The 18,794-nt window shown below is 66.5% G+C and carries 17 protein-coding genes; 4 read left to right on the top strand and 13 right to left on the bottom strand.

The features are described 5' to 3' along the window. Positions 1–2: 2 nt before the first annotated feature. The 11 genes from VFG17_RS09005 to VFG17_RS08955 all read right to left on the bottom strand — a co-directional run bounded on the left by VFG17_RS09005 (position 3) and on the right by VFG17_RS08955 (position 13,465). On the bottom strand, positions 3–2,003 hold the full coding sequence (locus tag VFG17_RS09005; protein ID WP_325029137.1) for a TonB-dependent receptor family protein: 2,001 nt from the start codon (positions 2,001–2,003) through the stop codon (positions 3–5). A gap of 67 nt (positions 2,004–2,070) precedes the next feature. Then, a complete protein-coding gene (locus VFG17_RS09000) occupies positions 2,071–2,463 on the bottom strand; it encodes a DUF2946 family protein (protein ID WP_325029136.1) in 393 nt (130 codons plus the stop codon). A 65-nt stretch (positions 2,464–2,528) separates the two neighbouring features. Further along, complete coding sequence (locus VFG17_RS08995) at positions 2,529–3,698, bottom strand: sterol desaturase family protein (protein ID WP_325029135.1); 1,170 nt, start codon at positions 3,696–3,698, stop codon at positions 2,529–2,531. 62 nt (positions 3,699–3,760) lie between these two features. Beyond that, complete coding sequence (gene ligA / locus VFG17_RS08990; protein WP_325029134.1) at positions 3,761–5,905, bottom strand: NAD-dependent DNA ligase LigA; 2,145 nt, start codon at positions 5,903–5,905, stop codon at positions 3,761–3,763. Beyond that, positions 5,902–6,297 carry a putative quinol monooxygenase gene (locus tag VFG17_RS08985; RefSeq protein WP_325029133.1) on the bottom strand — a complete coding sequence of 132 codons (396 nt, stop codon included), beginning with the start codon at positions 6,295–6,297 and terminating at the stop codon, positions 5,902–5,904. The genes ligA and VFG17_RS08985 overlap by 4 nt, the downstream gene beginning before the upstream one ends. Further along, positions 6,294–6,977, bottom strand: a complete 684-nt coding sequence (locus VFG17_RS08980) for a GNAT family N-acetyltransferase (RefSeq protein WP_325029132.1) — start codon at positions 6,975–6,977, stop codon at positions 6,294–6,296. The genes VFG17_RS08985 and VFG17_RS08980 overlap by 4 nt, the downstream gene beginning before the upstream one ends. After that, positions 6,974–8,644, bottom strand: a complete 1,671-nt coding sequence (gene recN, locus VFG17_RS08975; RefSeq protein WP_325029131.1) for a DNA repair protein RecN — start codon at positions 8,642–8,644, stop codon at positions 6,974–6,976. The genes VFG17_RS08980 and recN overlap by 4 nt, the downstream gene beginning before the upstream one ends. A gap of 47 nt (positions 8,645–8,691) precedes the next feature. Continuing rightward, a complete protein-coding gene (locus VFG17_RS08970) occupies positions 8,692–9,486 on the bottom strand; it encodes an outer membrane protein assembly factor BamD (protein WP_325029130.1) in 795 nt (264 codons plus the stop codon). 61 nt (positions 9,487–9,547) lie between these two features. Continuing rightward, positions 9,548–10,252, bottom strand: coding sequence for a peptidylprolyl isomerase (locus VFG17_RS08965; protein ID WP_325029129.1), 705 nt, complete (start codon positions 10,250–10,252; stop codon positions 9,548–9,550). A gap of 31 nt (positions 10,253–10,283) precedes the next feature. Next, the gene (locus tag VFG17_RS08960; RefSeq protein ID WP_325029128.1) at positions 10,284–11,411 is read right to left on the bottom strand and encodes a PepSY-associated TM helix domain-containing protein; all 1,128 of its coding nucleotides are present in this window, start codon (positions 11,409–11,411) and stop codon (positions 10,284–10,286) included. Next, positions 11,411–13,465 carry a TonB-dependent receptor domain-containing protein gene (locus tag VFG17_RS08955; RefSeq protein WP_325029127.1) on the bottom strand — a complete coding sequence of 685 codons (2,055 nt, stop codon included), beginning with the start codon at positions 13,463–13,465 and terminating at the stop codon, positions 11,411–11,413. The genes VFG17_RS08960 and VFG17_RS08955 overlap by 1 nt, the downstream gene beginning before the upstream one ends. Before the next feature lie 131 nt (positions 13,466–13,596). Between VFG17_RS08955 and VFG17_RS08950 the strand changes: the two genes are divergently transcribed. From VFG17_RS08950 to VFG17_RS08935, 4 genes are all read left to right on the top strand, one after another. Beyond that, positions 13,597–14,283 (top strand): hypothetical protein, encoded by a 687-nt coding sequence (locus tag VFG17_RS08950; protein WP_325029126.1) that lies wholly within the window; start codon positions 13,597–13,599, stop codon positions 14,281–14,283. Positions 14,284–14,332: 49 nt separating this feature from the next. After that, positions 14,333–14,728 (top strand): metalloregulator ArsR/SmtB family transcription factor, encoded by a 396-nt coding sequence (locus VFG17_RS08945; protein ID WP_325029125.1) that lies wholly within the window; start codon positions 14,333–14,335, stop codon positions 14,726–14,728. Then, the gene (locus VFG17_RS08940; RefSeq protein ID WP_325029124.1) at positions 14,712–15,245 is read left to right on the top strand and encodes an SRPBCC family protein; all 534 of its coding nucleotides are present in this window, start codon (positions 14,712–14,714) and stop codon (positions 15,243–15,245) included. Before VFG17_RS08945 ends, VFG17_RS08940 begins: the two co-directional genes overlap by 17 nt. A gap of 89 nt (positions 15,246–15,334) precedes the next feature. Next, the gene (locus VFG17_RS08935; RefSeq protein ID WP_325029123.1) at positions 15,335–15,799 is read left to right on the top strand and encodes a nucleoside deaminase; all 465 of its coding nucleotides are present in this window, start codon (positions 15,335–15,337) and stop codon (positions 15,797–15,799) included. Positions 15,800–16,017: 218 nt separating this feature from the next. Here the strand turns inward: VFG17_RS08935 and pnp are convergent, their stop codons facing one another. Both pnp and rpsO read right to left on the bottom strand, forming a co-directional pair. Then, entirely contained in the window at positions 16,018–18,312 is a 2,295-nt protein-coding gene (pnp, locus tag VFG17_RS08930) for a polyribonucleotide nucleotidyltransferase (RefSeq protein WP_325029122.1), read from the bottom strand. Between the two features lie 192 nt (positions 18,313–18,504). Next, on the bottom strand, positions 18,505–18,774 hold the full coding sequence (gene rpsO / locus VFG17_RS08925; protein WP_037554459.1) for a 30S ribosomal protein S15: 270 nt from the start codon (positions 18,772–18,774) through the stop codon (positions 18,505–18,507). Positions 18,775–18,794: the final 20 nt, after the last annotated feature.

The following is an 18,794-nucleotide window of genomic DNA, read 5'->3' as shown; positions in this document are numbered from 1 at the left end:
CCTCAGAAGCGCGCGCGGATGCCGGCGGAGACCGCGCGGCGTTCGACGGGATAATAGATCGCCGACGTGGGCGTCACCGCGATCGCCGTGCTGATGTCGCCGATCGCCTTTTTGCCGGTGATGTTGCGGACATCGACGAAGGCGTCGATGCCCTCGGCGATCGTCGCGCCGCCGGTCACGCCGATCAGCGCATAGCCCGGGGTCGACACGCGGTTGCGGTAATCGGCGAAGGGACCGTCGGGCACCCATTCGAGGTTCGGCGCGATGTGCAGCGCGTCGCTGCCGATCCGCAGCTCGGCGCGGTAGACATGCCTGGGCACGACCGGCAGGCGGTTGTCGCCGAATTGGGCGTCATCGCGGAAACGGAAGTTGCTGTAGGTGTAGACTTGGCGCAGCTTCAGCCACTCGGCCGCCTGCACCTCGAGCGCCGCTTCGACGCCTTCGTGCAGCGTGCGGCCGGCGTTGAAGGTCGACGCCGGTATGTCGGGACCGATGTCGAATTGCAGCAATTCGCCTTTGATCGTCGACCTGTAATAGGTGATGTCCCAGTTCAGCACCCCCCTCTTGCCGCGCGTCCCGATCTCGGCCGTCCATGCACGCTGCGCGTCGAGCGGCACAAAAGCGGCGACCTGCCCCAATTCGATGAAGCCCGGAAATTCGACCGACCGGCTGTAGTTGGCGTAAATCTGCGCCCCCGCCATGGGTTCGAACAGCAGGCCGATCTTGGGCGAGAAGGCATCGAAATCGGCGCGGCCGACCGTGCCGTTCTGTGTCGGATCGGAGGCGTTGAAATTCATCACCTGCCGCCGCTTTCCATCGGCATAGATACCGCCCGCGATCAGCGTGAGCATCGGCGCCGGACGCACGCGGACCTCGCCATAGAGCGATGCCGCGCGCGCATGCTGGTCGGCATTCACGCGTAGCGCGCCGCGCTTGCCGCCCCGATTGACGAAACGCTTTGCCCGGATGTCGCCGACGCGCAGTTCGCCCCCCAGCGTCGCCTCGACCCAGTCGCTCGCATAGCCGAGGCGGAAATAGCCGCCGCGGTCGAGCCCCTCCTGATCGACCAGCTCGAAGATCGGGTGGTAGAGCGACTTGGCGTTGACGAAGGCGCCGACGTCGAGCTTCACCCCGCCCCAGTCGAAGCGCGTGCGGCTCTGGATGCGGATCGAATCGATGTCGCGGCCATGGTCGCCCGCGAGCGTTCCCGCGGTCGCGAGGCGCGGCGTGGTCAGCGCCTGTTCCATCGTCAGCGCGCTCGGGATCTGCTGTTCGATGCTGTTGACGCTGACATAGAGGCGGTTCGACACGATTTCGCTCAACCGCATGCCGACATTGCCGTTGAAGCGGAAACTGCGGCGCGTCGCATGATCGCGGTCGCCGTCCGACGTGTCGGCGCTGATCGCGCCCCATGCGTCGACCGCGCCGCTCGCGACGCCCGCCGAGACGAGCCCGCGCAGGCTATCGAAGCTGCCGGCGTCGGCGCGCAGATAAAGGCCCTCGGCGGTACGCCCCGTCGGGGTCACGCCGTTGATCGCGCCGCCCAGCGTGCCCGAACCGAAGCGCAGCGCATTGGCGCCGCGATAGACCTCGAGATGGTCGAAGAAGATCGGTTCGAGTTCCTGGAAATCGCCGTTATCGTCGGCGAGATTGATCGGCACGCCGTCCTGCAACAGCGTCAGCCCGCGCATATGATAGCCGCGCGACAGGCCCGAGCCGCGGATCGAGATGCGCACCTCCTGCCCGTAGCGCGGCTGGAGATAGACGCCGGGTGAAAAGGCGAGCGTATCGCGCAAGGACATGATCGACTTGTCGGCATAATCCTTATGGCCGACGACGTCGGTGCCGCCGGCGGTCTTCGCCGCGCGCTCTTCGGCTTCGTTGGTGAGTTGCGGCGCGGTGACGATGATCGTCGAATCGGCCTCTTCGGCATGGGCAGGAGTGGCGGCAATACAGGTTGCGAGCGCCAGCAAGGGCGCCGCTTGGCAAGCATATTTTGTCATTGGAATTTCTTCCCCGGAAACAGGCATGGCGCCGCCGCGCTTGGCGCGGGCGGCAATTCAGGCTGGATCAGGCGAAGGAGGGTGGTCCGGTACTCGGCGGAAGCGGCGAGGCGATGCCCGGCGCATAGCCGAGCGAGCGCACCGCGACCGGGACGGGCTCGATAGCCAGCGGTGCGGCGGCGAGGACCGCCAGATCGGGAACGATCGGCGCATTGGCGAGCGCGCCCCACGGGCAATGCTGCTGCGCTTCGCCCGCGTCGTGGCTGCCCGCCTTCTCAAGCGGGATCGTCATCGTGCCGCCGGGGTTGGCGGGGTCCGAACAGATGCGCACGGTGATCGACCCGCCGGCATCGCTCTCGATCATCCAGCCCGGCGCGACGAGCACCCGCGCGGCGAGCGCAAGGAGCAGCGGCAGGAGCAGCAGGATGCCGGAACGGCGGAAGGCGGCGAGCAGGCCCACGCTGCGCGCCTTATGGCGCGCGCGCGATGCTGGCAAGCGGACAGATTGCCCTACTTCGGCCCCCGCTATTCGGCGGGCGTCTCGTCGGTCTTCTTGCCCGTGCGCGTCCAAGGGTAGAGAAACTGGCCCCAATAATGTTTCGGGACGTCCTCGGGGATGCCGTAATTTTGCGGCCAGCGGTCCTTGGGCAGATGGAAGGTTCCGAAGAGCTTGTCGATCCACGGGAAATGGATCGCGAAATTGACGTCGAACGCCTCGCGCTCGAGCCCATGGTGCCAGTGGTGGAAACGCGGGGTCGCGATCCAGTGGCCGAGCCGGTTGAAATTGCCGCCGACATTGGCGTGGAGCAGCGACGACCAGACATAGACGAAGCCGATATAGGCCTGCATCACCGACGGCGCGAAACCGAGCGTGAAGAGCGGCAGCGAGGTGATCGAGCGCAAGAGGATGATCTCGACGAAATGCATCCGCGATCCCGCGAGCCAGTCCATCGATTTCGCGCTGTGGTGCACCGCGTGGAAACCCCAGAGGAAGGGGTAGCGGTGGAAGCTGCGGTGGAAGAAATATTGCGCCACGTCCGAGGCGACGAGCACGATGACGAACTGGACGATCCACGGCAGCGAAGCAACACCGGCGCGGAACGCCTCCCAGCTCGACGTATTCGCGTTGATGATCGTCGAGGGCGCGAGCGCGAGGAAGCCGAGCACCTGCACGAACATCGTGCTGACGAGATAATAGAAAAGATCCTCGCGCCATTCGGTGCGGAACAATCTTTGGCTGCGCCGGTGCGGAAAGGCGCGTTCGAGCGGCGCGAACATGAAGCCGGTGACGAGCAGGTTCACGACGAAGAAGTCGAGCCCGAAGAAAATGCCCCAGTCGCGCGTTTCCTGCGGCTGGACGTTCGCGCCGCCGACGAGGATCGCGGCGAGCCCGATCATCAACGCGGTGAGGCCGAGCACTTTCCGGGGGCGAAGCAGCAGGCTGAGGAGCGAGAGACCGTAGCTGATCAATAATGTCGCGTGGACGAACCCGCGAAAACCGCCCCAATTCTTGACGATCTCGAGCTCGGGGGTCGCGAACCAGTCGGGGAAACGCAGCGCGATCACCATGAAGAAGCCGGCGATCGCGAAAAGCAGCCCGAAAAAGCCCGACAGCCAGCCGCTGCCGAACCGCCGCACCTCGGTGTGCGATTCGAGATCGCGCATCAGATTCTGAAGATAGTCACGCTTTGCCATGGGGGCCCTTCACAGCATTTCCGCCGCGCCGTCTGTGATGACGCGCACGGTTTACTATCGCGCTAACCTGCCGCGGCGACAATCTCTGCCCATCCGGCCTCGTCGATCACACGGATGCCGAGCGCGGCTGCCTGCTTGAGCTTCGATCCCGCGCCGGGGCCCGCGACGACGAGATCGGTCTTGGCGCTGACGCTCCCCGCGGCCTTGGCGCCGAGTGCTTCGGCCTGCGCCTTCGCTTCGTCGCGGCTCATCGTCTCGAGCTTGCCGGTGAAGACGACGGTCATCCCCGACACCTCGCTCGCACGCGTCTCGACGACGTAAAGCGGCGGCGCGACTTCGGAGAGGAGGTCATCCCACAACGCGCGATTGTGCGGTTCGTGGAAGAAATCGGCGAGCGCCTCGCCGACCGCGATGCCGATGCCGTCGGCGCGCACTTCGAGGATCGCCTTGAACGCCTCGACGCGGCGCGCCGTATATTTGCCGTCGGACTCACCCTCGCCCTGCGGGTTGGCTTCGAGATAAGCATGGATTTCGGCGGCCTTTTCGGGGAGCCGCCGAATGTCGGCCAAACCCTTGAGCAGGTCGCGCGCGGTCACCGCGCCGACATGGCGGATGCCGAGCCCGAAGAGCAGCCGCGCGGCGTCGGGTTGGCGCTTCGATTCGATCGCCGCGAAGAGATTGTCGACCGACTTTTCTTTCCACCCCTCGCGACTGAGCAGCTCGGTGCGATGCGCCTTGAGGCGGAAGATGTCGGCGGGCCCCTTGTCGAGCCAGCCGAGTTCCAGAAACTCCGCGATGCTTTTTTCGCCCAGCCCCTCGATGTCGAGCGCACCGCGGCTGACGAAGTGACGCAGCCGCTCGAACTTCTGCGCGTTGCAGATGAGGCCGCCGGTGCAGCGCACGTCGACCTCGCCCTCTTCGGCGACCGCTTCGCTGTCGCAGACGGGGCAATGGTCGGGGAAGGTGAAGGCCGCGCGCTGCTCGTCGCGGGTGAGATTTTCGACCACCTGCGGGATGACGTCGCCGGCGCGCTGGATGACGACGCGGTCGCCGGGGCGCACGCCGAGACGGCCGATCTCGTCGCGATTGTGGAGCGTGACGTTCGACACCACCACGCCGCCGACGGTGACGGGAGTGAGCCGCCCGACGGGGGTGAGCTTGCCGGTGCGGCCGACCTGGATGTCGATGGCTTCCAAGGTCGTCTGCGCACGTTCGGCGGGGAATTTATGCGCGATCGCCCAGCGCGGCGCCTTGGCGACGAAGCCCAGCCGCTGCTGCCAGTCGAGCCGGTCGACCTTGTAGACGACGCCGTCGATGTCATAATCCATCTCGGCGCGGCGGCGCTCGATTTCGGCATAATGCCCGAGGACGTCCGCGACGCCTTCATAGCGTTTGAGCAGCGGCGACACCGGGACGCCCCAGCCCTCGATCGCCTTCATCACGCCATATTGCGTGTCGGCAGGCAGCGCGCTCACCTCGCCCCAGCCGTGCGCGAGGAAGCGCAGCGGGCGCGACGCGGTGACGCTCGCATCCTTCTGACGCAGCGAGCCCGCGGCGGCGTTGCGCGGGTTGGCGAACTGGCGGGCCTTCTCCGGGTCTTCGGCCTCCGCGAGCAAGCGGGCGTTGAGCGCGGTAAAATCATCCTTGGCCATATAGACCTCGCCGCGGATCTCGAAGACATCGGGCGCGGCGCCCTTCAGCTCCTGCGGGATGTCGGCGATGTGGCGGACATTGGCGGTGACATCCTCGCCGACGCTGCCGTCGCCGCGCGTCGCGGCCTGCACGAGCTTGCCCTTTTCATAGCGCAGCGAGCAGGAAAGGCCATCGATCTTGTCCTCGGCGGTCAGCGCGACCGCGGCATCGGCGCCGAGGTTGAGGAAGCGGCGGACGCGCGCAGCGAACTCCTCGACATCCTCGGCAGCGAAGGCATTGTCGAGGCTCATCATGCGCTGCCGGTGCGCGACCTTCGCGAGCGGCGATCCCTCGACCGCGGCGCCGACCTGATTGTTCGGGCTGTCGGCGCGGATCAGCTGCGGAAAGGCGTTCTCGATCTCGTTGTTACGGCGAACGAGCGCGTCATAGTCGGCGTCCGAAATCTCGGGCGCATCCTCGGCATGATAACGCTTGCTGTGATAAGCGATCTGCTTCGCGAGCCGCATCAGTTCATTGGCGGCCGCGGCCTCGGACAGCGATTCGATTTCGGTCATGCACCGGCCTTTGCCACCGGCTTGAATTCGGCGCGAGTGCCAAATCCGGCGATCAGCGGGCGGCCCTTTTTGATCGCCGCCTGCACGGCGGGAAGCTTCAGCGAAGCGGCGTGCGCCTCCTTGCTGTCCCACAGTTCGACGATCCAGATCGCGTCGGGGTTCGCGCTGTCCTCGCCGATCAGATAGGCGATATTACCGGGCATCTGCCCCGTCCCCTCGGCAAGGATCGCGGCCAGTTCGGCGCGCTTGCCGGGCGCGGCCATCATCTGGCCGAGCAGGCCATATTGCGGGTCGGCTTCTTCCATCTTCGCCTCCAGAGCACGGAGTTTCGCCGCGGGGAGCAGCGCCGCGGCCATCGCGAGCATCGCCGCGATATGCTCGCGCCGGTTCATTTCGCGAGCACCAGCACATGCACCTCGCGGCGGATGCGGAAACCGAGAGATTCATAGAGGCCGATCGCCCCCGCATTGTCGGCATAGCTGTGCAGGAAGGGCGTCTCGTCCCGCGCCACCATTTCGCGCATGACGTGGCCGATCAGCGCGCGCGCGAGCCCGCGACCGCGGCAATCGGCCCATGTCGCGACGCCGCTGACCTCGGCCATGCCGGAGACGAGGATGCGCTGCCCCGCCATCGCGAGCAGCCTGCCATCCTCGCGGACTCCGAAAAAGGGACCGTAAAGATGCGTCGTCGGCCCCCAGGGACCGGGCCTGGCATGCTCGGCGAGCGCCGCCATTTCGGCCGCGTCCCCGTCACCGAGCGCGAGGATCGCGGGTTCGCCGTCGCGCCGGGCGGGCGGCGCGCCTTCGGCGACCATCTGCGCGAGCACCGCGCGCTTCACCTCGCGCGTGCCGGCGGGCACCGGCCAGGGTTCGCCCTCGACGATCCAGAGCTCGCCATCTTCGGGCACGAGCGCGGCGAGCGCCGCTTGCGCCGCAGCGCCGATATCGGCGGCCACCCCGAACACGCCATAGCCGCGATCGATCCGCAGCGCCCGCGCGTCCCCTTCGGCAAGATGCGCCTGCCGTCCGGTCAGCATCGACCAGATCGGGCGATCGAGCGGGTGCGCCGTCACGCCGCGACGTCCAGCAGCCGCTCGGCCTGCGCGCGCGCCTCTTCGGTGACTTCGGCGCCCGACAGCATGCGCGCGATTTCCTCGCGGCGGCCGGCGTCGTCGAGCGCGTGGACGCTGGTGCGGGTGACCGTGCCCTCGCTCGATTTGGCGATGATGAAATGGAAGGCGCCTTTCGCCGCGACCTGCGGGCTATGGGTGACGGCGAGCAACTGCTTGCCCGCACCCGAAAGCCGCGCCAGCCGGTCGCCGATCGCGCTCGCGACCGCGCCGCCGACGCCACGGTCGATTTCGTCGAAGATGATCGTGTCGGCGCCGCCCTCTTCGGCGAGCGCGACCTTCAATGCGAGGATGAAGCGCGAGAGTTCGCCGCCCGACGCGATCTTGGCGAGCGGCGCGAAGGGCGCGCCGGGGTTGGTCGAGATGAGAAATTCGACGCGGTCGATCCCCTCGGCGCCCCAGCGTTCGGCGGGCAGGCGTTCGATTGCGGTCTGGAACCGCGCGGCGTCGAGCTTGAGCGGGACGAGTTCGCCCGCGACCGCGCCGTCGAGCCGCTTGGCGGCCTTGGCGCGCTGGTCGGACAAAGCGGTGGCGGCATGGGTATAGGCCGACGCACTTTCGGCGACCGCGGACTCGAGCTTGGCGAGCCCCGCGCTGCCGCCCTCGATCGCGTCGAGCCGCGCCGCCATTTCGCCCGTCAGCTCGGCGAGTTCGTCGGGCTGGACGTTATGTTTGCGCGCCATCGCGCGCAGTTCGAACAGGCGCGTCTCGGTCGCCTCGAGCCGTTCGGGATCATATTCCATCGCGCGCGCGGCGTCGTGCAGCCTCGTCTCGGCCTCGTCGGCCTCGATGATCGCGCGGTCGAGCCCCGCGAGCGCCTCGGCGAGCAGCGGGTGATCGCCCGCGAGCCGGTCGAGCCGCCGCGCGGCGCCGCGCAGCAGCGCCGGGCCGCCCGCGCTGCCGTCGAAGGCCTCGAGGATCGCGCCGAGATCGCCCGCGATCCGTTCGCCCTTTTGCATCGCGGCGCGCGCTTCGGCGAGTTCGGCTTCCTCGCCCGGCTGGGGCGCGAGGATCTGCAATTCGGCGACGCAATGTTCGAGCCATTCGCGGTCGCGTTCGGCTTCGGAGATGGCAGCGCGCGCGGTGGCGAGTTTTTCCTCGGCGGCCCGCCACGCCGCATGCGTCGCCGCGACGGCGCCGGTATCGGCGCGCGCATAGGCGTCGAGCAAGGCGCGGTGCCCGGCGGGCGCGAGCAGGCCGCGATCGTCGTGCTGGCCGTGGATCTCGACCAGATGACCGCCGACTTCGCGCAGCAGCGCCGCCGAGCAGGGCTGATCGTTCAGGAAGGCGCGGCTGCCGCCGTCGGCTTTCAAGCTGCGGCGGATCAGCAGCGGTTCGCCCGGCTCCAGCGCAACCTCGTTCTCGGCGAGCAGCGCCGCGAGCGGCGTATCCGCCGCGGGCGGGGTGAAGCTGGCGGTCACCTGCGCCTTGTCGCTACCCTGCCGCACCAGCGCGCTGTCGGCGCGCGCGCCGAGCGCGAGGCCGAGCGCGTCAAGCAGGATCGACTTGCCCGCCCCCGTTTCGCCGGTGAGCACGCCGAGTCCCGCCTCGAAATCAAGGTCGAGCCGTTCGATGAGAACGATATTGGCGATGGAAAGCGCCGTCAGCATGCCCTGCCCTTACCGCAGAACAAAGGCAGAATCTATTCCCGGCGCGATCACGCGCTCGGGGCGTGCCTCTGCATCAGCTTGTAGGCGCGTTCGTACCATTCATTGCCCGGATAGTTGGCGCCGAGCACCGCCGCCGACTTCTTCGCCTCAGCCGGGATGCCGAGTGCGAGATAGCATTCGGTCAGGCGGTAGAGCGCCTCGGCGGCGTGGCTGGTCGTCTGATATTTGTCGACGACCTCGCGGAAGCGGATCGACGCCGCGAGCCAGTTCGAGCTGCGCTGGTAGAAACGGCCGATTTCCATTTCCTTGCCCGCGAGATGATCCTGCACCAGATCGACCTTCAGCCGCGCGTCGGCGGCATAGCGGGTGTCGGGATAGCGGCGGATCACCTCGCCGAGCGCGGCGCGCGCCTGCTGGGTGATTTTCTGGTCGCGGGTGACGTCGCTGATCTGCTCATAATAGGAAATGCCGATCAGATAATAGGCGTAGGGCGCGTCCTTGTTGCCCGGATGGATCGCGAGGAAGCGCTGCGCGGCTTCGATCGCCGGCGTATATTCGCGGTCCATATAATAGCTGAACGAACTCATCAGCTGCGCGCGGCGCGCCCAGGGCGAATAGGGGTGCTGACGCTCGACCTCGTCGAACAGCGCCGCGGCCAGCCCATATTGTTTGCGGTCGAGCCGGTCCTGCGCCGCGCGGTACAGCGTATTGACGTCGCGCGCGACGTAACGCGTGTCCTTCTTGACCCCGCCGCCGCCGGCGCAAGCCGCCAGCATCGGGGTGATCACAAGTGCGGCGGCGAGCAAGCGCATAGTCGCGCGCGAGGGGGCAAATCGAGTCATGCGCGCGGTATAGCCACAGCGCGCATGAACGCAAAATAAATGATGGGGGTTCGGCGCAGCTTTACGGCGCCTTGACCACGCAGCCCGCCGGCACGTTCGCGGGGGCCGGCACGCGGCGCGCGGTCTTGATCGTCACCTGCGGTTCGAGCATCTGGCCGACCATCACGCCTTCGCCCGCGGTGGGCGAGATCGGGGCGTTGAAGATCGCCTCGGCGACCTCGGCGCCGCCGACGATTTCGCCGAACACCGCGAAACCCGCACCGTCGCCGCCCACCGCATCGGCATCGAAGCCCTTGATATCGGAGAGCAGCAGGAAGAAATCGCTCGTCGCATCGCCCGGATTGAGCCGCGCCATCGACAGCGCGCCCTTGCAGTTGGTGAGGCCGGTCGTCGTCGTCGGCTCGTGCGCGATGGGCGGGAAATTCCGGCGCGCGTCGCCGCGATTGCCCGCCTGGATCAGCTGGTTGGCCGGGCCCCAACTCTTGGTCGAGCGATAGAATTTGAAGCCGTCGAGCCGTTTCGCGTCGACGTAGCGAAGAAAATTGGCGGCGGTGACCGGCGCGCGCTTGTCCTCGATCCGCACTATGATCGTGCCGAGATCGGTGACAAGCGCGACATAGGGCCGCGTGTCGGCTTCGATCGCCGGCGTAACCGGCGCTGGCACCGGCGGCACGGGCGGCGGCATCTGGGTTGCCTGCGGAGGGACGGACGGCGATTGGGCGACGAGCGCGAGCGCGGCGAACAGGGTCAGCATGGGACCGATCATAAACGCAATCGCGCCGCCGATGCGAGCGGTTTCAGATGCGTTGCCGCCGGCGGCGCCACCAGAGCTTGATCCCGCTAAGGCAGAGCCACAGCGTCACGACACCGCCGAGCAGCACCAGCAGCCGCCCGATGAGCCCGAAGGCTTTCCCCGAATGGAGCGGATATTGCCAGGCGAAGAATTCGTCGCCCGCCGTCGTGCCATTGTCGTGGCGCGTGCCGACCACCCGGCCGTCGTCCATCGCGACATAATGCCAGAGCCGCCCCTGATCGTCGCGGTCGCGCGCGTCGAAGGTGCGCACGGCATAGACGCCATGATCGGGGAAGAGGCGGACGCTGTGGACGCGTTCGCCGGCTTCGCCGACGACGCGCGCGATCGCCGTGTCGACATCGACGGCGGGCGCCGATTCGGGCACGTCGGCCATGCTTTCATGCAGGCGGCCGGTGACCGGCGATACGAAGCCCACCGCCTCGCGGCTGTCGTCGGGCCAGCTCAGCGTCACGCCGGTGACCGCGAGGACGAGCGTGACGGGCAGCAGCCAGAGCCCCCACGCGCGGTGCGAATCGAACAGCCGCTTGAGGCTGCCGCGCCGCCCCTCGATCCGGAACGCGCGCAGCCAGTGCATACCCTTCGGAAAGGTCAGCGCCGCGGCGATCGCATGGTCGATCACCCAGAGCAGCGAGACGAGCCCGAAGAACCAGGTCATCCACGGTCCCGCGAGCAGGTCGATATGCAGGCCGTAGATTATGTCCATCGCGTGCCGCCGGTCGAAGACGATCGCGCCGGTCTCGCGCCAACCGAGCACCGATCCGTCGCGCGGGTCCGAAAACAGCTGCACGCGCGTCGGCACGCCGCCCACCGGCGCCCGGCCCATCATCCAGAGCGTATCGCCCTCGTGCCCGGGGATTTCGATCATGTCGGGCGCGAAGCCGGGAAGCGCGCGCCCGGCCGCCGCGACCGCATCGCCGACCGGCGCGGCGCGGGCGGGCGCCGGCACGGTCCGCCAGTCGGCGTTGAGCGCGCTGTCGAGCTCGTCGTAGAAGGTAACGGCGATCCCCGTCGCGGCGAGCAGCGCGAGCCACAACCCGGCAAGAAGGCCGAACCAGCGATGCCACAGCTTCAGCGCGTGGCGCGGCCGCCGCCGGACAGCCGCGCCCGCCATCAGAAGCGGACGGAGGCGGTCAGGCGGACGTTGCGGCCCGGCTCGGGCAGGCCCGACACGATCGCATAGTCGGGCAGGCCGAGCTGGCCGTAGTCGGCGACGCTGGCGTGCGCGATATAGCGCTTGTCGAACAGGTTATAGACGGCCGCCTGCAGTTCGAGCCGGTCGGTCCCGAACGGGCGCCAGCTGCCGAACAGGTCGACCGTCGTATAGCCGGGCTTGTTGATGAAACGCGTGCCGTCGATGAAACCGAGCTGGCTTTCCCGGAACAGCACCTCGATATCGTTCAGATCCTCGACGCGTGTCAGGCTGGCGCGGAAGTTGAAAGTGTCGCTCGGCTGGAATCCCGCGGTCACCGCCCAATTGTGGCCCATCGAATTGCCGAGCGCAATATGCTCATAGCCTTCGATCCGGTTGCCATTGAGGCGCGAATCATAATGGTTGTAATAACCATCGATGCTGAACGGACCGGTGCGGTAACCCGCGCGCAGTTCGACCCCCTTCGATTTGAACTTGCCGACATTCTCGTAATAGACCGCGTCCTGGATCGGCCGCGCGGTGTCGCGGCCGAGCTGATCGAGAATGACGTTCCTGATCGTCATTTCATAATAGACCGCCGACGCAGTGAAGCCGCCGAGGTCGTATTTGACGCCGCCCTCGAGATTGTCGACGCGCTCGGGGCGCAGCGTCGGCGACAGCGACAGGCGGCCGGGGCGCTTTTCGAGCGTGAAGGCGTCGCCGATTTCCTTGCCGCGGAAGGCTTCGGCAAAACCGGCGTTCAGGCTGAGGCCCGGCACGATCTCGAACTCCGCGCCGACGTTGAAGCTGAGCCCGTCGCTCTGTGTGCCGGTGCGATAGGTTTTCTGGTCGAGATCATAGGCGTCGTACCGCGCACCGAAGCTGATCAGCAGCGGGTCGGCGACGCGCCAATGGTCCTGGACATAGACACCCATCAGCGACCCCTTTTCGGTGAAACGGCCGATGTTCGGATCCCATGCCCACGGCTGCCACATCGCCGGGTCGGCCAGATATTCGCTGGTCACGCGGTCGCGGCGATGCTCGGCGCCGATCGTGATGTCGTGGTTCGCGATGGCAAGTTTCGCGCGCACGTCGAAGCCATAAGTCTCGATCTCGGCGCCATACAGGCCCCAGCGGTCGAAACGGTCCTGCGAGAAATTGGTGCGTGTCCAGTAACCCGTCGCCTCGACGCCGACGCCGCTGTCGCCTTCGAAACCATAGTTGAGGATGGCGGTCTGGCGTTTGCCCTTCGCTTCGAACAGCCGGTCGCCTGCGAGCACGGGCCAGTTCGGACGCTGGCCGAAGCGTCCGCTCTCGCGGCGCTGCTCATAGCTCGCCGTGATGCGGTGGCCGCCGCCAAGCTCGCCGCCCACTTTGACAAAGCCGAGATTCTGCTCGGCACCCGTCGCGAGCTGGCGCACGCCGTCGCCATCCTTGTACGGATCGCGGTTCACATGGACGTAGGAAGCGAGAATGCCGATGTCGCCCGCGATGCGGCCATAGAGCGTGCCGCTGAGCTTGTAGCCGTCGTTGCTGAACCAGCCCGCCTTGGCGATGCCGCCGATGTCGCGGCCGTCCTGCAGCATGTCGACGGCGTTGCGGGTGCGGAAGCGGATCGCGCCGCCGACCGCGCCAAAGCCCGCGGTCGCTTCGCCCGGGCCCGCCTGCACGTCGACGGTTTCGAGGATTTCGGGCTCGATCGTCACGCGGCCGATATGATGGAACAGGGTGCCGCGCTGCGGCGCGCCGTCGATCGTGACGTTGAGCAGCGAATCCTCGAGCCCGCGGACATAGATTTTCTGGGCGAGCCCGACGCCGCCGCCGACCGAAACCGACGGAACATTGCGGAACAGGTCGGCAAGGTCGTTCGCCTGCAGGACCTCGATCTCCTCGCGGTCGATCTCGACGTCGGTGAGCGCGCCGACGACGACGATGTCGCCTGCCGAGTCCGTATCGCCTTCTTCGGCGAACGCGGCGTGGCTCGTCAGCGTGAACGCCGCGGCGCAGCTCGACAGGATCGCGGTACGAAATTTCATGAAAAGCCCCCAGCGGTTAAGATGCGTGCGCGCCCTAATCGCTATTGCGAACTAAAGTCAACAAGCGCTGTGATTGAAATTGGGCCGCGAGCCGCGCTAGGCACCGCCGGGGACGAGCAGGAGTTGACCCGATGACCGAGACGCCGAACCGCGAAGCCGCCCCCGATGCCGGGGCGCCGGCGAATGTCGCCGCCGATCTCGGATCGCGTTTGCTGCGCTACCTCCCCCTTATCACCATCGCGCATTTTCTCATCGGCCTGCCCGCGCTGATCGCGTCGCTCGCGCTCGCCTATTTCGCGTTCGTTCAGGCCGACGCGACGCAGAAGATGCAGACCGGCGGCGCAATGCCCTTCGTCACCTTCGGGACGAGCAACGGGGACGAGGATGGCAATCAGGATATAACGCTGTCGCTGACGAACAATGGCGTCGGCCCCGCGATTCTCGGCCCCATCGAAATCCGTTATGAGGGCAAGCCGATCACGACCCCGCTCGACTTGCTCAATGCGTGCTGCACGAAAGCCGGGGCACGCGCCTTGCGCTTTTCCACTTCGCCTTCGACCGGAATCGCCGTGCGGCCCGGCGAAACGATCGAGTTCGTCAGCCTGCCGCGCACCCCCGCGACCGAGGCGGTGTGGCAGACGTTCAACAGGGAGCGGTGGAAGCTGAAGGTCCGCGCCTGCTATTGCTCGATCTTCAACGATTGCTGGGTCACCGAAGGCATGCAGGGATTGCCCAAGGCCGTGAACAAATGCCCCGCCGACTGGTCGCTCTATCGCGAGGACGCGGGAAACCGGATCGCGGGAATCGAAGCGAAATAATTCAACCAATCGGTTGACAATCAAATCCGGGCTGCTCATATTCAACCACATGGTTGAACATGATTCGCATACCCTCGACACGATCTTCCACGCGCTCGGCGACACGACGCGCCGCGCGATGCTGGGCGAGCTTGCCGCCGGCGAACGCACGGTCGGCGAACTTGCCGAGCCTTTCGCCATGTCGCTCGCCGCGGCGTCGAAGCATATCAAGGTGCTCGAAGCCGCCGGACTGGTCCGCCGCGACATCCGCGGCCGCACGCATGTCTGTAGCCTCGATCCCGTGCCGCTGATGCGTGCGGACCAGTGGATCGGCATCTACCGCCGCTTCTGGACCGATCGCCTCGACGTGCTGGAGAAAATCCTCCGCGCCGACGATGCCGCGCCCCCTCCCCCAAGAAACCCCTCCCCGGGAAAGAAGGAGAAACACGATGACGACGATGCTTGACGAAGGCCGCTACGGCCTGCTCACCGAACCCGCGACGCTGACGATCACCCGCCTGCTCCCCGGCCCGGTCGAGCGCCTCTGGGCCTATCTCACCGACGGCGACATGCGCCGCCAATGGCTCGCCGCGGGCGCGATGGAAGAAAAGGCCGGCGCGCCGGTCGACCTCATCTGGCGCAACGACGAACTCACCGATCCGCCGGGCACGCGCCCCGAAGGCTTTGGCGACGAGCACCGGATGGCGTGCGAAATCGTCGCGATCGACCCACCGCGCCTCTTGTCGATCAGCTGGGGCAGCACCGGCGGCGTGACCTTCACGCTCGAGGAGAAGGGCGACGAGGTGCTGCTGACGATCGTCCACAAGCGCGTCGAGGATCCCGCCGTGCTGCTCAATGTCAGCTCCGGCTGGCACGCGCATCTCGACGTGCTCGAAGCGCGCCTGCGCGGGACACAGGCGGAACCGTACTGGGACAATTGGACCCGGCTGCGCAGCGAATATGCCGAGCGGCTGTTCGGCTGACTTTTCCCGATGCGGCTGCCCGCATGGACAGCCGGCCGGCGATCGTGGCATCCTGATGGCACACTCGGCCGAAACGGAATGCCACGATCATGGACGACAGCGAAACATATCTGCGCGAGGCGATCGCACTCGCCTATGCCAACGCCGAAAAGGGCGGCCGCCCGTTCGGCGCGGTGATCGTCCGCGACGGACGGATCATCGCCAGGGGGGTGAACGAGATATTGGCGAGCGGCGATCCTACGTCGCATGCCGAGCTCAACGCGATCCGGGCCGCGAGCAGCGTGCTCGGATCGCCCGATCTGGCCGGCTGCGCGGTCTTCGCGAGCGGCCATCCCTGCCCGATGTGCATGGCGGCGATGCGCCTCGCGGGGATCGCAGCGGTGACCTATGCCTATTCGAACGAGGATGGCGAGCCCTACGGGCTGTCGACCGCGCCGATCTACGACGATCTCGCCAAGCCCTTTGCCGAGCAGACGATGAATATCCGCCATCTGCCGGTTCGCCTCGACGGGAAGTCCAGCCTCTACGCCGACTGGCGGCAGCGGCAGGGTTGATCCCGGGTTCCGGGGGATGTCGGCTTTCGGCCGGTTGCAGACCCATATTCCGTCGTCATCCCGGCGAAAGCCGGGATCTCACCCTAACGGTTTTACGCACCGGGGAGATCCCGGCCTTCGCCGGGATGACGGAATCGGGTATGTCCGCTCCCTACCCAAAGCCGCAAAAAAGGGGCCGCCTTTCGGCAGCCCCTTCTCGTTTCCGGTAGCGGAAGGCCTTAGTCCTTCAGGAAGTCGGGCACATGGCCCTGATCTTCCGGACCTTCGCTGCGCTCGCGACGCGGACCGCGGTCGCCGCGGTCACCGCCGTCACGGCGCGGACCACGGTCGCGGCCGCCGCGGCCACGGTCGCCACCATCACGGCGCGGGCCGCGATCACCGCGGGGTTCGCGCGGCGGGCGGGTGTCTTCGAGTTCCTCGCCGGTTTCCTGGTTCACGACGCGCATCGACAGGCGAACCTTGCCGCGCGGGTCGATCTCGAGGACCTTGACCTTGACTTCCTGACCTTCGCTGAGGACGTCGGCGACCTTCTCGACGCGTTCGTTGGCGATTTCGGACACATGGACGAGACCGTCCTTGCCGCCCATGAAATTCACGAACGCGCCGAAATCGACGAGGTTGACGACCTTACCGTCATAGATCTTGCCGACTTCGGCTTCCTCGACGATTCCGCTGATCCACTTGCGGGCGGCTTCGATCTGGTCGAGATCGCTCGACGAGATCTTGATCAGACCCTCGTCGTCGATGTCGACCTTGGCGCCGGTGGTCGCGACGATCTCGCGGATCACCTTGCCGCCGGTGCCGATGACGTCGCGAATCTTCGACTTGTCGATCTGCATCGTCTCGATGCGCGGCGCGTGCGCCGACAGCTCGGTGCGGGCTTCGCCCAGCGCCTTCGCCATTTCGCCGAGGATGTGCGCGCGGCCTTCCTTCGCCTGGTTCAGCGCGGCTTCGAAGATCTCGCGCGTGATGCCCGCGATCTTGATGTCCATCTGCATCGTGGTGATGCCGTCGGCGGTGCCCGCGACCTTGAAGTCCATGTCGCCGAGGTGATCCTCGTCGCCAAGGATATCCGACAGGATCGCGTAATCCTTGCCTTCGAGGATCAGGCCCATCGCGATGCCCGAGACGGGGCGCTTGATCGGCACGCCGGCGTCCATCATCGCAAGGCTACCGCCACAGACCGACGCCATCGACGACGAGCCGTTCGACTCGGTGATGTCGCTGGTGAGGCGGATCGTGTAGGGGAACTCGTCCTTGGTCGGCAGCACGGGGTGCAGCGCGCGCCATGCGAGCTTGCCATGACCGACTTCGCGGCGGCCCGGGGCGCCGAAGCGGCCGACTTCGCCGACCGAATAGGGCGGGAAGTTATAGTGCAGCATGAAGTTCTGGTACGACAGGCCATTGAGGCCGTCGATCATCTGCTCCGCATCCTTGGTGCCAAGGGTACAGGTCGCGATCGTCTGCGTCTCGCCGCGGGTGAACAGCGCCGAGCCGTGCGCGCGCGGCAGGAAGTGCGTTTCGGCGACGATCGGGCGAATCTGGGTCGTCGTGCGGCCGTCGATGCGCTTGCCGTCCTTCAGGATCGCGCCGCGGACGATTTCGGCTTCGAGCTTTTTGACGAGCTTGATGCCGGCCATGACTTCCTGCGGGCTGAGGCCGTCGGCGGCAAAGCTTTCCTTCGCCTTCGCGCGCGCTTCGTTGAGCGCGTTCGAGCGGGCCGACTTGTCGGTCAGCTTGTAGGCGGCGGTAATGTCCTTGCCGACGAGCTTCTTGAGCTTGTCCTTGATGCCGGCATTGTCGTCCGACGCGGCCATGTCCCAGGGATCCTTGGCCGCCTGTTCGGCGAGCTTGACGATCGCCTTGACGACTTCCTTGCACGCGTCGTGCGCGAAGAGGACGGCGCCGAGCATGACTTCTTCCGAGAGCTCGTTGGCTTCGGATTCGACCATCATCACCGCGTCGTAAGTGGCGGCGACGACGAGATCGAGGTCGCCCTCGGCAACCTGCGCGTCGGTCGGGTTCAGGATATATTCGCCGTCGACATAACCGACGCGCGCGGCGCCGATCGGGCCCATGAAGGGCACGCCCGAAATGGTGAGCGCGGCCGACGCGGCGACCATCGCGAGGATGTCGGGCTCGTTGTGGCCGTCATAGCTCAGCACCTGAGCGATGGCGTTGATCTCGTTGTAGAAACCTTCGGGGAACAGCGGGCGGATCGGACGGTCGATCAGGCGGCTGACCAAAGTTTCCTTTTCGGTCGCGCCGCGCTCGCGCTTGAAGAAGCCGCCCGGAATGCGGCCGGCGGCCGAATATTTTTCCTGATAATGGACGGTGAGCGGGAAGAAATCCTGCCCGTCCTTCACCGACTTGGCGGCGGTCACGGCGCACAGGACGACCGTTTCGCCCAGCGTCGCCATCACGGCGCCGTCGGCCTGGCGGGCAACCTTGCCCGTTTCGAGGGTCAGCGTTTCACCGCCCCACTCGATCGATACTTTTTTCACGTCAAACATGTGGTTTCCTTCGCCCGCCGGGCCCTATGCCGGGCGGGGCCTCTGATTCCGGGCAGTCCGGCCCGGGACGGTTCAGGGCGTCTGTCTGCCCTATGGCGGTCCCGCCGGATGCGGGATCGGCCCTGCGGCCCGGCACGATCGCACGGGACCAATATGACAGCGGCCCCGGAAATCCGGGGCCGCCAGAAATTCTTATTTGCGGAGACCCAGCTTCGCGATCAGCGCCGAATAGCGAGCCTCGTCCTTCTTCTTGAGATAGTCGAGGAGGCTGCGACGCTTGTTGACCATCATGAGGAGGCCGCGGCGGCTGTGGTTGTCCTTGTGGTGCGCCTTGAAATGCTCGGTCAGCGTGTTGATGCGGTCGGTGAGGATCGCAACCTGGACTTCCGGCGAACCGGTGTCGCCCTTTTCGCGGGCATTGTCCTTGATGACTTCGGCTTTGCGCTCGGCGGTAATCGACATAAATATTTTTCCTCGAACAT

This window comes from Sphingopyxis sp. (genome assembly GCF_035686825.1).
Lineage (GTDB): Bacteria > Pseudomonadota > Alphaproteobacteria > Sphingomonadales > Sphingomonadaceae > Sphingopyxis.
Note: the sequence above shows the minus strand (reverse complement) of the source record. Positions and strands in the feature narration are given on the sequence as shown.